General features: G+C 62.7%; 13 protein-coding genes. 6 read left to right on the top strand and 7 right to left on the bottom strand.

The window, feature by feature from the left end:
* Positions 1-7 precede the first annotated feature (7 nt).
* Entirely contained in the window at positions 8-955 is a 948-nt protein-coding gene (locus FVE66_RS19205; RefSeq protein ID WP_151449094.1) for a LysR substrate-binding domain-containing protein, read from the top strand.
* Entirely contained in the window at positions 948-1,823 is an 876-nt protein-coding gene (gene ubiA, locus FVE66_RS19200) for a 4-hydroxybenzoate octaprenyltransferase (protein WP_241673291.1), read from the top strand. Before FVE66_RS19205 ends, ubiA begins: the two co-directional genes overlap by 8 nt.
* Before the next feature lie 771 nt (positions 1,824-2,594).
* Here ubiA and proC read toward each other — a convergent pair.
* Positions 2,595-3,419, bottom strand: a complete 825-nt coding sequence (proC, locus tag FVE66_RS19195) for a pyrroline-5-carboxylate reductase (RefSeq protein ID WP_151449092.1) — start codon at positions 3,417-3,419, stop codon at positions 2,595-2,597.
* A 37-nt stretch (positions 3,420-3,456) separates the two neighbouring features.
* Entirely contained in the window at positions 3,457-4,152 is a 696-nt protein-coding gene (locus FVE66_RS19190; RefSeq protein ID WP_151449091.1) for a YggS family pyridoxal phosphate-dependent enzyme, read from the bottom strand.
* Positions 4,153-4,261: 109 nt separating this feature from the next.
* Here FVE66_RS19190 and FVE66_RS19185 point away from each other — a divergent pair, with 109 nt between their 5' ends.
* The 4 genes from FVE66_RS19185 (at position 4,262) to FVE66_RS19170 (ending at position 7,668) form a co-directional block, all read left to right on the top strand.
* On the top strand, positions 4,262-5,305 hold the full coding sequence (locus tag FVE66_RS19185) for a type IV pilus twitching motility protein PilT (RefSeq protein WP_151449090.1): 1,044 nt from the start codon (positions 4,262-4,264) through the stop codon (positions 5,303-5,305).
* A 54-nt stretch (positions 5,306-5,359) separates the two neighbouring features.
* Positions 5,360-6,496 (top strand): PilT/PilU family type 4a pilus ATPase, encoded by a 1,137-nt coding sequence (locus tag FVE66_RS19180; protein ID WP_151449089.1) that lies wholly within the window; start codon positions 5,360-5,362, stop codon positions 6,494-6,496.
* Positions 6,493-7,005 carry a glutathione peroxidase gene (locus tag FVE66_RS19175; RefSeq protein ID WP_151449088.1) on the top strand — a complete coding sequence of 171 codons (513 nt, stop codon included), beginning with the start codon at positions 6,493-6,495 and terminating at the stop codon, positions 7,003-7,005. Before FVE66_RS19180 ends, FVE66_RS19175 begins: the two co-directional genes overlap by 4 nt.
* Positions 7,006-7,182: 177 nt before the next feature.
* Positions 7,183-7,668, top strand: a complete 486-nt coding sequence (locus FVE66_RS19170) for a type III secretion system chaperone family protein (protein WP_151449087.1) — start codon at positions 7,183-7,185, stop codon at positions 7,666-7,668.
* Here the strand turns inward: FVE66_RS19170 and glcF are convergent.
* The 5 genes from glcF to FVE66_RS19145 form a co-directional block, all read right to left on the bottom strand.
* A complete protein-coding gene (gene glcF, locus FVE66_RS19165; RefSeq protein ID WP_151449086.1) occupies positions 7,661-8,920 on the bottom strand; it encodes a glycolate oxidase subunit GlcF in 1,260 nt (419 codons plus the stop codon). The two genes, FVE66_RS19170 and glcF, sit on opposite strands and share 8 nt — an antisense overlap.
* 2 nt (positions 8,921-8,922) lie before the next feature.
* Positions 8,923-9,990: a glycolate oxidase subunit GlcE gene (glcE, locus tag FVE66_RS19160; RefSeq protein WP_151449085.1), complete on the bottom strand. Its 1,068-nt coding sequence runs from the start codon at positions 9,988-9,990 to the stop codon at positions 8,923-8,925.
* Between the two features lie 36 nt (positions 9,991-10,026).
* Positions 10,027-11,514 carry an FAD-linked oxidase C-terminal domain-containing protein gene (locus FVE66_RS19155; protein ID WP_151449084.1) on the bottom strand — a complete coding sequence of 496 codons (1,488 nt, stop codon included), beginning with the start codon at positions 11,512-11,514 and terminating at the stop codon, positions 10,027-10,029.
* A gap of 133 nt (positions 11,515-11,647) precedes the next feature.
* On the bottom strand, positions 11,648-12,541 hold the full coding sequence (locus FVE66_RS19150; protein WP_151449083.1) for a LysR substrate-binding domain-containing protein: 894 nt from the start codon (positions 12,539-12,541) through the stop codon (positions 11,648-11,650).
* A 64-nt stretch (positions 12,542-12,605) separates the two neighbouring features.
* Positions 12,606-14,015 (bottom strand): FAD-binding oxidoreductase, encoded by a 1,410-nt coding sequence (locus FVE66_RS19145; protein ID WP_151449082.1) that lies wholly within the window; start codon positions 14,013-14,015, stop codon positions 12,606-12,608.
* Positions 14,016-14,023: the final 8 nt, after the last annotated feature.

Genomic DNA, 14,023 nt, shown 5'->3' with positions numbered 1-14,023 from the left:
ATCCGCCATGACCCTCACCGAACTCAAATATATCGTCGCCGTCGCTCGCGAGAAACATTTCGGCCATGCGGCCGAGGCCTGCTTCGTCGCCCAGCCGACCCTGTCGGTCGCGATCAAGAAACTGGAAGACGAATTAGGCGTCGTGATATTCGAGCGCGGTGGCAGCGAAGTGACGATGACGCCCTTGGGCACGCAGCTCGTCGCGCAGGCCGAGCGGGTGCTGGAACAGACCGCCGCCATCAGGGAAATCGCCAAGCAGAACAAGGATCCGCTGGCGGGGCCGCTGCGGCTGGGCGTGATCTACACGATTGCCCCTTATCTGCTGCCGCAACTGGTGCGCGTGATGATTGACCGCGTGCCGCAGATGCCGCTGATCCTGCAGGAGCACTTCACCACCCGGCTGATAGAGCAACTGCGCCAGGGGGAACTCGACGCCGCCATCATGGCCCTGCCGTTCGCCACCCAGGGACTGTCGGTGCTGCCCTTGTATGATGAACCCTTCGTGGTCGCCGTACCGCGCCATCACCGATGGGCCGGCCGCGACGTCATTCCGGCCGATGAACTCAAGAGCGAGACCATGCTGTTACTGGGAAGCGGCCACTGTTTCCGCGACCAGGTGCTGGAAGTCTGCCCCGAGATGTCGCGCTTTTCGACTACCGGTGACGGCATCGCCCGCACCTTCGAAGGCTCGTCGCTGGAAACCATTCGCCACATGGTGGCCTCGGGCATCGGCATTACGGTACTGCCGCAAGCTTCGGTGCCGGAAACGGAAGCGCCGGACAGCATGCTGCGTTACATCCCCTTCAAGGATCCGGGACCGTCGCGCCGGGTGGTGCTGGCCTGGCGCAAGAGCTTCACCCGCACCGCAGCGATCGAGGCAGTGCGCAATGCGGTGCATTCCTGCAAGCTGCATGGGGTGGAGATGCTGCAGGACCCGGCCGCAACGGATGCGTGAAATGATACTGGCCGAGTCCCGCTTGCAGCTCTACTGGCGCCTGATCCGGATGGACAAGCCCATTGGCATCCTTCTGCTGCTGTGGCCAACCCTGTCTGCCTTGTGGCTGTCGTCCAACGGCAATCCGGACTGGAAGCTGGTCGTGATTTTCACGCTGGGAACGGTGCTGATGCGCTCTGCCGGCTGTGCGGTGAATGACTACGCCGACCAGGATTTCGACCGCCATGTAAAGCGCACCGTCGACCGGCCGCTGACCAGCGGCCGCATAAGCGGCTGGGAGGCGCTGGCCGTGGCTGCGGCGCTGTCGCTGGCCGCCTTCCTGCTGATCCTGCCGCTTAATTCGCTGACCAAGCTGCTGTCCCTGGCGGCACTGGCGATTGCCGGCAGCTATCCCTACTTCAAGCGCTTCTTCGCGATTCCGCAGGCCTACCTCGGGATTGCATTCGGGTTCGGGATTCCGATGGCCTATGCGGCCGTGCAGAACCAGGTGCCGCCGGAAGCCTGGATGCTGTTGCTGGCCAACGTGTTCTGGGCGGTTGCCTACGACACCGAATATGCGATGGTGGACCGGGACGACGACCTGAAGATCGGCATCAAGACCTCGGCCATCACCTTCGGACGGTTGGACGTGGCGGCGGTGATGGCCTGCTATGCGGTGGCACTGGGAATGATCTTCGTGATTGGCTGGCAACTGGGATTGCGCGGATGGTTTGCCGCCGGGATGGCGGTGGCAGCGGGGATGGCGGTGCATCATTACACCCTGATCCGGGCGCGCGACCGGATGGGGTGTTTTGCGGCGTTCAGGTACAACAATTACCTGGGGGCGGCGGTGTTTGCCGGGATTGCGATGGATTTTGCGTTGCGCTGAAAGTGCGGGCTACATCCGGGGGTGGATGGTTTGGCGGCTTGTTGGCTTATTGGCTTGCGGGTGGCGTGGCTGGGTTTGTTGTTTGTCGTTGTGAAGCCGGGAGACACCCCGGCGGGTGTGTAACTTTCTTTTGGAAAAGAAAGTCACCAAAGAAACCAAAGTCAAAACCCACTTGGCCAACGCTCGCCTCGATAGCCAACCAGACGCGGACGCCTGGGCCGAACCATTGCGGCGTTCGCGAGGAAGGTCCTGCCACTCGTTCGCCTCTGACCGGGATCAGCCAACCCGCTTCAATGCCGCCGACCGCACACCACCGCTCGTTGACTCCCAATTATTTTCGAAGCTGCTAATTGATTCTTGAGGGCGTGTTGCCAGGGGGCGCGGGGATCTCCGGAAACAACTGCGGTGCTCGGCCTTTCGTGAAACAGACCCGTCGCTTGTTTGAAGCTTCGAAAAACATTAAGAGTCAACGGTGCGCCGGGCATCGGTATAAGACACTTCATGGGGTTGGCTGATTAGGTAAGCGGCACACAGCCGAGGGATCATCACTCGCGAGCGTCGCACTGGATTAGCCCAGACATCCGAGTCTGGTTGCCTATCGAAGCGGGCGTTGGCCAAGTGGGTTTTGACGGTGTTTTCTTTGGTTCCTTTCTTTTTAAAAAGAAAGGAACACACCCGCCGGGGTGTCTCCCGGCTTAACAACCACAACCATCAAAACCAGCCACACCATCCGCAAGCCAAAAAGCCGCAAAACCACACCATCAAAAAAACTCAATCCCGCCCGAACTCTTCCCCCATCTCCTTGCCGCGCGCCGATGCCGCTTTCATCGCCTTGATGATCAACTCCTTCACGCCTGACTGCTCCATGCTGGTCAGCGCAGCGTAAGTCGTGCCGCCCTTGGAGGTGACCCGCTCGCGCAGCAGCGAGACCGGGTCGCTGGACTTGGCAGCCAGTTCCGCCGCGCCGGTGAAGGTGGCAATCGCGAGTTGCTTGCCCTGCTCGGCAGTCAGGCCCATGGCCTGCGCCGCTTCCTGCATCGCTTCGATGAAATAGAACACATAAGCAGGTCCGCTTCCGGATACCGCCGTCACCGGGTCGATCAGGCTTTCGTCATCCAGCCACACGGTCTGTCCTACGGCCTGCATGATTGCGTCCGCGAATTCACGCTGCGCAGCGCTGACGCCAGGCAGCGCCGTCATGCCGGTGATGCCGCGTCCGATCAGCGCCGGGGTATTCGGCATGGTGCGAACAATTGCGCCATAGCCGCCTAGCCAGCGCGACAGGTCAAGCGCGCGAATGCCGGCAGCGATCGACAACAGCAATTGCGAGCCCAGGTGCGGCCGCAAGGCCGCCACCACTTCCTTCATCTGCTGCGGTTTTACCGCCAGCACCACGACATCCGCCTGGGCGACTGCCGCATCGATCGCAACGGACGTCGTGACGCCAAACTGCTCCCTCAATTTCAACAGCGCAGCCTCGCTGATATCTATCGCGTGGATGTTGGCTGCGGCAGTCAGTTTCCCGGCCAGTCCGCCGATCAGGGCAGTGGCCATGTTTCCACCGCCAACGAAGGCAATGCGCATATTGTTTTGCATGATGTGTTTTCCGGTTTCGCTTTGTTCGGTCTTTGCTTCAGGTTCTCTTGCCAAAAATCGCCGTGCCGACGCGCACGATGGTCGCGCCCTCGGCCACCGCCGCTTCCAGGTCGGCTGACATGCCCATGGACAGCGCGTCGAGCGGCACGCCATCCCGGATCAAGCTGTCGGCAAGCTCGCGCACGCGCCGGAACGGCAGGCGCTGCTGTTCATAATCCGCCGCCGGCTCGGGAATTGCCATCAGCCCGCGCAGGCGCAAGCGCGGCAAGCCCGCCACTGCCCTCGCCAGCGGCAGCACTTCGCCAGGCGCAACACCGCTCTTGCTTTCCTCTGCGCTGATATTGACCTGCAGGCAAATGTTCAGCGGCGGCAGCGATGCCGGACGCTGGTCGGACAAGCGCTGTGCAATCTTTTCGCGCTCGACCGAATGCACCCAATCGAAATGTTCCGCGATCTGGCGCGTCTTGTTGCTCTGGATCGGGCCAATGAAATGCCATTCCAGCACCAGGTCCGGGCGCAATCGGCGCACCGCATCGATCTTGTCGAGCGCTTCTTGCAGGTAGTTTTCGCCAAAGGCGCGCTGCCCGGCATCGGCTGCCTCGATCACCGCCTCGGGACCGAAGGTCTTGGACACAGCCAGCAGTGTCACGTCGTGCACGTCCCGCGACGCCTTGAGCGCCGCAGCGGCGATCTGTTGCTGCACGGCTTGCAGGTTGCGAGATATTGGAGACATAATCGGGATGACTTCGGGATGACTGCAGGCAACTTCTTGCCGCCTCGACAAATCGAATCAATTCGACTTCATCCAGGTCGGGTTTTCCTCCACGGAGCAGGGATTATAAATGGACATTTCGGAACTACTCGCCTTTGCCGTCAAGAACAAGGCATCTGACCTGCACCTGTCCGCAGGCATGCCACCCATGATCCGGGTCCACGGCGATGTCCGGCGCATCAACCTGCCGGCGATGGACCACAAGGAAGTACACGCGATGGTGTACGACATCATGAACGACGGCCAGCGCAAGTTTTACGAGGAAAACCTCGAGTGCGACTTCTCGTTTGCGATTCCGGGCCTGGCGCGCTTCCGCGTCAATGCCTACAACCAGGACCGCGGCGCCGCGGCCGTGCTGCGGACGATCCCGTCCAAGGTGCTGACGCTGGAACAGCTGAACGCACCAAAAATCCTTGCCGACCTGGCGCTCAAGCCGCGCGGCCTGGTGCTGGTGACCGGCCCGACCGGCTCCGGCAAGTCGACCACGCTGGCCGCGATGGTCAACCACATCAACGAGACCGAGTACGCCCACATCCTGACGGTCGAGGATCCGATCGAATTCGTGCATGAGTCACAAAAAAGCCTGATCAACCAACGCGAGGTCGGACCGCATACCCACTCGTTCACCAACGCGCTGCGCTCGGCCTTGCGGGAAGATCCGGACGTGATCCTGGTCGGCGAACTGCGCGACCTCGAGACGATCCGGCTGGCGCTGACCGCAGCCGAGACCGGCCACCTGGTGTTCGGCACGCTCCATACATCGTCTGCGGCCAAGACCATCGACCGTATTGTCGACGTGTTCCCCGGCGACGAAAAGGAGATGGTGCGGGCGATGCTGTCCGAATCACTGCAGGCGGTGATATCGCAAAGCCTGCTCAAGACCAAGGACGGTTCGGGCCGGGTCGCCGCCCATGAAATCATGCTCGGCACGCCGGCAATCCGCAACCTGATCCGGGAAGCGAAAATTGCGCAGATGTATTCGGCAATCCAGACCGGATCGAACGTCGGCATGCAGACACTCGACGGCAACCTGTCCGACCTGGTCAAGCGCAACATCATTTCCCCCGCAACCGCGCGCTTCGCTGCGAAGACACCGGAAAATTTCCCCGGCTGACCCCGGTGCCGGCAAGCGCCGGCCCGGCCCCACTGAAGCACCAAAGGACACGAGATGGAACGCGAGCAAGCGACAAAATTCATGCACGACCTGCTGCGGCTGATGCTCAGCAAGGGCGGCTCCGACATGTTCATCACCGCCGACTTCCCGCCGGCTTTCAAGGTGGACGGCAAGATGACGCCAGTGTCGAACCAGCCGCTGACCGCCCAGCACACGATGGAACTGGCGCGGGCCATCATGAACGACAAGCAGGCGGCCGAATTCGAAGCGAGCAAGGAAGCCAACTTCGCAATCAGCCCGGCGAGCCTCGGCCGCTTTCGGGTCTCCGCCTTCGTCCAGCAGGGACGGGTCGGCATGGTGCTGCGGACCATCACGACCACCATCCCGACCCTGGGCGACCTCGGCGTGCCGGACGTGCTGAAGGAAATCGTGATGACCAAGCGCGGCCTGGTCATCATGGTCGGCGCCACGGGCTCCGGCAAATCGACCACGCTGGCCGGCATGATCGGCTTCCGCAACGAAAACAGCTACGGCCATATCATTACCGTCGAGGATCCGGTCGAATACGTCCATCCGCACAAGAATTGCGTCATCACGCAACGCGAGATCGGGGTTGATACAGCGGACTGGAGCACGGCGCTGAAGAACACGCTGCGGCAGGCGCCGGACGTGATCCTGATCGGCGAGATCCGCGACCGCGAGTCGATGGATTACGCGATCGCCTTCGCCGAAACCGGACACCTTTGCATGGCGACCATGCATGCCAACAATGCCAACCAGGCGCTCGACCGCATCATCAACTTCTTCCCGGAAGAACGCCGCCAGCAGTTGCTGATGGACCTGTCGCTGAACCTGAAGGCAATGATCTCGCAGCGCCTGATCCCGCTGAAAGCGACCAAGGGGCGCGCCGCTGCGGTCGAGATCATGCTGAATTCGCCGCTGATCTCGGACCTGATCTTCAAGGGCCATGTGCACGAGATCAAGGAAATCATGAAGAAATCGCGCGAACTCGGCATGCAAACCTTCGACCAGGCGCTGTTCGACTTGTACGAAGCCGGAAAGGTTTCGTACGAAGATGCCTTGCGCAACGCCGACTCGGTCAACGACCTGCGCCTGTCCATCAAGTTGCACGGCAAGGACTCGCGCGACCGCGACCTCGCGGCCGGCACCGAGCACCTGGGTATCGTGTGACGGACACCCCGCGCTCGGTTTTCGATTTCGAAGCCAGGACGCTGCAGGGAGAAAGCGTCGGTCTCGACTGCTACCGCGGCAAGGTGCTGCTGTTGGTGAACACCGCCAGCAACTGCGGATTCACACCCCAGTACCGCGACCTGGAAGAACTGTATCAACGCTACCGTGAGCGCGGCCTGGTGGTGCTGGCCTTTCCCTGCAACCAGTTCGGCCAGCAGGAACCTGGCAGCGCCGCCGACATAGCGCAGTTTTGCAGCACCCGCTTCGCGCTCAGTTTTCCCTTGTTCGACAAGCTTGACGTCAATGGCCCGCAAGCCCACCCACTGTTCACCTTCCTGAAAGAAGCTGCGCCAGGCATTCTCGGCAGCACGGCGATCAAGTGGAATTTCACCAAATTCCTGGTCGACCGCAATGGCAAAGTGCAAGAGCGGTTCGCACCGATCGTGCCGCCGAATCGGATGATTCCTTCGATCGAGCGACTGCTCGACGAATCGCCTTCCGCACAATAGTCCCAATAGTCCGCACTTGGCCGCACGCCGACATGCTTGTGGTTTCGCAGGCATGTCGCCGCCTGTGACGGGAACGTAATCGCAATCTCCGTTACACACCCGCCGGTTCTGACCAGCACGATTGAAGGTCGCCGGTTCAATGGCCCTTCGCCTCTCAATTTCCTGCAGGAGAAGTTCATGACGGAGACGAATTTTGGCGCTCTCTGCCGCGCGGCATGCAAGACGCTGGGTATCGGCGGTGAAGTCAGCTTGATGGAAAAGGGATACCTCGCCATTGACGGCATTCCGGTCGGCCTGTTCCTTGAACCGGGCAGCGCTCCTCACCGGATGTTCTGCTATGCAGACCTCGGTCCGGTGGATCCACAACTGCAGGCCTCCGCCTATGAAACCCTGCTGATGCAAAACCAGCTGAACATGTCAAAAGCAGCTGGCAGCTATGGCATCGAGCCGCTGACCGGACACGCAGTGTTCACGCTGGCGCTTGGCCATCTGGAGCAAATCTCTGCCGGACGGGTTGCCGACGCGATGCGCAACTGCGCCAGCGAGGCCAAGCGGCTTCGCAAGGAATGGAATGCGGCCAGCTTGCAGCGTGGCAATCGGGGGCATGATGCGCGCGCCGGCAAGGCAGACTGGACGGAATCAGCGGAAGAAGCGTTTAGCTGACGGCCCTCGAAATCATCCGGTCCACCAGTTCGATCCAATGCTCGACCGGTTTGTCGGTCCCTGACTGCAGGTGCGTCACGCAACCGATATTGGCCGAAACAATCCGCTTCGCACCGGTTTCATCCAGCTTCCTCAGCTTGTCATCGCGCAAGCGATAGGCAAGCTCCGGCTGCAGCACCGAATAAGTCCCGGCCGATCCGCAGCACAAATGGCTGTCGGCGCACATCTTCACTTCGACTCCCGCGGCCTGCAGGATCTCCTCGACCACGCCACGAATCTGCTGCCCATGTTGCAAGGTGCAGGGTGGATGCCAGGCTACCGGCGAGTGGCCGCCCTCCTCGCCCGCGTTGGCCTGCATCGCCTGCACCTTGGCGCGCAGTCCGTCAATATGCTCGTGCAGCACCTCGGATATATCCTTGGCCAGACGCGAAATGGCTTGCGCCCGGGCGCTGTATTTCGGGTCGGCCGCCAGCAAGTGGCCGTATTCCTTGACCATGACGCCGCAACCGGAGGCGTTGATCACGATTGCTTCGGCACCGGCCTGGACATGGGGCCACCAGGCGTCAATGTTGCGGCGGGCATCGTCCCGTCCGCCGTCGTGATCGTTCAGATGGTAGCGGATCGCGCCGCAGCAGCCGGTTTCCGCTGCGCGGATCAACTCGACACCCAGCGCATCGAGCACGCGGGCTGTCGCCGTATTGGTGTTGGGCGACATCGACGGCTGGACGCAACCTTCCAGCAACAACATCTTGCGCGCGTGCTGGCGGACCGGCCAGATGCCGCTCTCCTGCCGTGCCGGCACCTTGTTGCGCAAGGACGGCGGCAGCAAGGGGCGCAGCGCCTGCCCGAGCTTCATCGCGGGGCTGAATATCCATTGGCGGGGCAAGCTTTCTTTCAACAGGGTGCGCACCACCCGCTCCCCGAAAGGACGGGTAACCTTGTCCTCCACCACCTTGCGTCCGATGTCGACCAGGCGGCCGTACTGAACGCCCGAGGGACAGGTGGTCTCGCAATTGCGGCAGGTCAGGCAACGGTCCAGGTGCAGCTGCGTGCGCCGGGTCGGCTGCTCGCCTTCCAGCACGCGCTTCATCAGGTAGATGCGGCCGCGCGGACCGTCGAGCTCATCGCCCAGCAACTGGTAAGTCGGGCAGGTCGCGGTGCAAAACCCGCAATGCACGCAGGCGCGTAAGATGGCGTCCGCCTCCCTGCCCTCGGGCGTGTCCTTGATGAAATCTGCGAGATTGGTTTGCATGGTCAGAAGTCGTTGTACAAACGGCCCGGGTTGAAGATGCCGTCGGGGTCGAAGCTCTTTTTCAGCTTGCGCTGGATGGTGGCCACCCCTGGCGCCAGCGGATGGAACACGCCGTCCTGCTTGTTACCGCCATGGAACAGCGTGGCGTGACCGCACACCCGTTCGGCCGCAGCGCGCACCGTGCCGGCATCGGCATCGTCGGCACGCAGCCAGCGTAGCGCGCCGCCCCATTCGATCATCTGCTCCCCAGGCAATGCCAGCGGTGGCGTACTCGACGGCACCGACAGTCGCCAGCATGGCGTGGCCGACTGCGCCGCGAAGAACGGATGCTGCTGTTCACGCACCCGTTGCCAGAGCGCGTCAGCGTCGTCCACCGTTTCGCCGCCCAGCAGCTTGCGAGCAGAGCCGACTGCCGACCGCGCGCCGGACAGCCGCACCAGCAGGGTATCGTCGTGCCACAGGCTGGCCGAGATCGGCAGCGGTTGCCCGCCCCATTCGTTGAGCATGCGAATCGCATTGGCTTGGTCCGCACCCAGCCATAGCGTGGTTTCCATGAAGGGCCGCGGCAGCACCTTGAGCGATACCTCGAGCAGCAGCGCCAGCGAACCCATGGAGCCGGCCATCAGGCGCGACACGTCGTAACCGGCGACATTTTTCATGACCCGGCCGCCGAAATTCAGGACCTGGCCGTGCGCGTCCATGATGGTTGCGCCAAGCACGAAATCGCGGACCGCGCCCACGGCCTGCCGGCGCGGCCCCGACAGGCCAGCAGCCACCATGCCGCCCACCGTGGCGCCGGCGCCGAAATGCGGCGGCTCGAAGGCCAGCATCTGGTTCTGCTGCGCCAGCGCTGCCTCCAGCTCGGCCAGCGGGGTGCCGCAGCGGGCAGTGATGACCAGTTCGGTCGGATCGTAGTCGACAATGCCGCAATAAGGCCGGGTGTCGAACACCTCGCCGGCCAGCGTCTGGCCGTACCAGTCCTTGGTGCCCCCGCCCCTGATCCGGAGCGGCTGGCGGGCAGCGGCGGCGGCGCGAATGCGTTCGCGAAAATCTTGCAGTACCTGTTCCATATCTTTTCCGGGAGTCCGAGGATTCTCGCGACCGATTCAAAAGCGCGGCAGGTCGGGGAATTTCAACTTGCCTTTGCTGACGTGCATCTTGCCGTACTCGGCGCAGCGATGAAGGGTGGGTATGGCCTTGTCCGGGTTGAGCAGGAAGGGCGGGTCGAATGCGCGCTTGACGGCAAAGAACACCTCGCGCTCCTCGGGTGCGAACTGCACGCACATCGAGTTGATTTTCTCGATGCCTACACCGTGTTCGCCGGTAATGGTGCCGCCGACCTCGACGCACAATTCGAGGATCTCGGCGCCGAACAGCTCGGCGCGATGCAGTTCGTCCGGCTGGTTGGCGTCGAACAGGATCAGCGGATGCAAATTGCCGTCGCCGGCGTGGAACACATTGGCGCAACGCAGACCGTATTTCGTTTCCATCCGCGTGATGCCGGACAGCACGGCGGCCAACTGCTTGCGCGGAATGGTGCCGTCCATGCAGTAATAGTCCGGCGAGATGCGCCCGGCGGCGGGAAATGCGTTCTTGCGGCCCGACCAGAATTTCAGCCGCTCCGCTTCCGAATGCGACACCGCAATCGCGGTCGCGCCGGATTCTGTCAGCACCGCCGTCATGCGTTCGATTTCCTCTTCCACCTCTTCCTGCGTGCCATCCGACTCGCATAGCAGCAGCGCCTCGGCTTCGGTGTCATAGCCGGCCTTGACGAAGGGCTCGACCATGCGCGTACTGGTCTTGTCCATCATTTCCAGTCCGGCCGGAATGATGCCGGCAGCGATGATGTTGGCCACGGCATTGCCACCTTTCACGACATCGTCGAAGGACGCCATGATCACGCGCGCCTGCTGCGGCTTGGGCACCAGCCTGACCGTGACTTCGGTGACGACCCCGAGCATGCCCTCGGAGCCGATGAACACTGCCAGCAGGTCAAGGCCCGGGGCATCCAGCGCCTCGCTGCCAAGTTCGACGATCTCGCCCTCGATCGTGACCATGCGCACCCGCATCACGTTGTGCACCGTCAGCCCATACTTGAGGCAGTGCACGCCGCCGGAATTCTCGGCCACATTGCCGCCGATGGTGCAGGCGATCTGCGAGGAAGGATCTGGAGCGTAGTACAGCTTGTGGACAGCTGCCGCCTCCGAGATTGCCAGGTTGCGCACGCCAGGCTGGACAATCGCGGTGCGGGAATACGGATCGACCTTGATGATCCGGCTCAGGCGTGCAGTGGACAGCACGACGCCATCGGCAATCGGCATGGCGCCGCCCGACAAGCCGGTTCCGGCGCCGCGCGGCACCAGCCTGACTTCCAGCCGCCGGCAGGCATTCAGCACCTCGACGATCTGCGCCTCGTCCTCCGGCAGCGCCACCACCATTGGCAGCTGGCGATAGGCAGACAGCCCATCGCATTCGTAGGGCCGGGTATCTTCTTCATTGAACAGAACGCAGTGCGCGGGCAGTACCGCACGCAGGGCGTCGACGACTTCGCGCTGGCGGGCTGCAGTGAAGGGGACTGTGATCGGAGCGTTCATCGGATATGGGACCAGAAAACCGCAGCCGGGCAGGTCCGCCCTTGGCCGCAAGATTCAGGATTGTAGGCCGGCCCGGGCCCGGCCGCCCGGCCGGGGAGGATGAAATTTTTTCGCCCGGAGGAAATATCTCCTGTCAGTCCCGGCGCGCCTTGCCCAGGGCGCCGCGCATCCATTCAATCAACAGCGCCACTTCCGGACGTTTCGCCGTGTGCTCTTCGTACACCATGTAATAGGCGTGCGGCGGCGACTCCAGTTCGATGTCGAACAGGCGCACGACTTTCCCGCGTTCCAGCATCTCGCGGGCAAAATGTTCGCGCGTCAGGCCGACGCCGTGCCCATGTTTGATCAGTTCCAGCAGCAGCCCGAGATCGTCGACACGCACGCCGCTGGTCGGCTCCGGCCAGTCCAGGCCGGCGGCCTCGAACCATGGCTGCCACGGCTCCAGCGCCGAGCGGATCAGGCTGGCCTGCTTCAGGTCGGCCGGCGCGCGCAAGGGCGCGATGCCAGCAAGATATGCCGGGCTGGCAACGGCGAACGCCGGTTCCTCGAACACCTTTTCCGACACCAGGTCCGGATAGTTGCCGGCGCCAAAGCGGACTTCGATGTCGCATTCCGACAAGGACAGGTCGTACAAGGGCACCGACAGGTAGAGTTCAACATTGACTTGGGGATGCAGGCGCATGAAGTCGGCCAGCCGCGGCACGAACAGGTAGCGGGCAAAGGTCGGCGGCAGCGTGACCTTGACGCGACTGTCATCGCGCAGCTCGCGCTGCACGATGGGGAATTCAGTCAGGGTTCGCAATGCCTGGCGCACCACATCCAGGTAGCGGCGGCCAAAGTCGGTCAGCCCCAGGCTTCGCCCTTCTCGCAGGAACAGCCGCTCGCCCACCATGTCCTCCAGCAGCCGGATCCTGTGCGACAGCGCAGAGGGAGTGATGCACAGTTCGCTGGCTGCCAATGCAAACGAACCATGGCGCGCCGCCGCCTCGAAGGCGGAGAGAGCATGGACTGGCGGAATACGTGTCACGTGAGGATTGCCTGATTGGATTGAGTGGGCTGAGTTGACTGAAGGATTGAATAGGGGCCGTGCGCTACCAGCGCACGATCTTGCCGGGATTCATGATGTTGTTGGGGTCGAGCGCGTGCTTCAGGGCGCGCATGGTGTCGATCGCGCCTTCGCCATGCTCCTGCACCAGGAAGCCCATCTTGTGCATGCCGACCCCATGCTCGCCGGTGCAGGTTCCATCCATGGCAATGGCGCGCGTCACCATGCGCGCATTGACTGCTTCGGCCCGGGCAATATCGGCCGGATCATCGGGATCGACCAGCATCTGCACATGGAAATTGCCGTCGCCGACATGCCCGATGATCGAATGCACCAGGTTCTCCCTTTCGCAGTCGGCCTTGGTCTCCAGCAGGCAGTCGGCCAATTGCGAGATCGGCACGCAACAGTCGGTAGAGATCGCGCGCGAGCCGGGGCGCATCTGCAGCAGGGCGAAGTACGCATTGTGGCGCGCCTGCCAGAGTCGCGAACGCTCCTCGGGACGGGTCGCCCATTCGAAGCCGATCGCGCCGTGTTCGCCGGCGATAGCCTGCACCTGCTCCGCCTGCTCCTGCACGCTGCTGGCACTGCCGTGGAATTCGAACAGCAGCAGCGGCTTTTCGGGCAGGCTCAGCTTGTCGTGCTTGTTGATGGCCTTGACGCCGTTCTCGTCGAGGAACTCGACCCGCGCCAGCGGTATGCCGGCCTGGATCGCGACGATGACCGTATTGACCGCACTGGCGATATCGGGGAAGGAGCACACCGCAGCCGAAATCGATTCCGGCTGCGGGTACAGCTTCAGGGTGATCCCGGTGATGATGCCGAGCGTGCCCTCGCTGCCGACAAAGAGCCGGGTCAGGTCGTAGCCAGCGGCGGATTTTTTGGCCCGGGTCCCGGTCTTGATCACCCGGCCATCGCTGGTGACAACAGTCAGCGCCAGCACGTTTTCCCGCATGGTCCCGTAGCGCACCGCATTGGTCCCGGAAGCTCTGGTCGCGGCCATGCCACCGATCGAGGCGTCGGCGCCGGGGTCGATCGGGAAAAACAGGCCGGTGTCCTTGATTTCCTGGTTCAACTGCTTGCGAGTGACGCCCGGCTCGACGGTGACCGTCAGGTCTTGCGGATGGACTGCTACCACCCGGTTCATTTGCGACAGATCGATGGTGATGCCGCCCGACAATGCCAGGATGTGGCCTTCCAGCGAAGTGCCGGTGCCGTAGGCGATGACCGGCACCCGATGCTGGTTGCACAGGGTGACGGCGGCCGCCACTTCTTCGGTGGAATGGGCGAACACCACTGCATCGGGCAGCATCGGGTCGTAGGACGACTCGTCCTTGCCGTGATGCTCGCGCATCGCCTTTGAAGTCGACAGGCGCTCGCCAAACAATGCCTGCAGGCCGGCCAGGAATGCCTCTGGCAGCGGCAGCCGCATGGCGGCAGGCGCAACGGGGTGGTTCATCAGTGCCT

The sequence above is a fragment of the Lacisediminimonas profundi genome, assembly GCF_008831265.1.
Classification (GTDB): Bacteria; Pseudomonadota; Gammaproteobacteria; order Burkholderiales; family Burkholderiaceae_D; genus Lacisediminimonas; species Lacisediminimonas profundi.
Note: the sequence above shows the minus strand (reverse complement) of the source record. Positions and strands in the feature narration are given on the sequence as shown.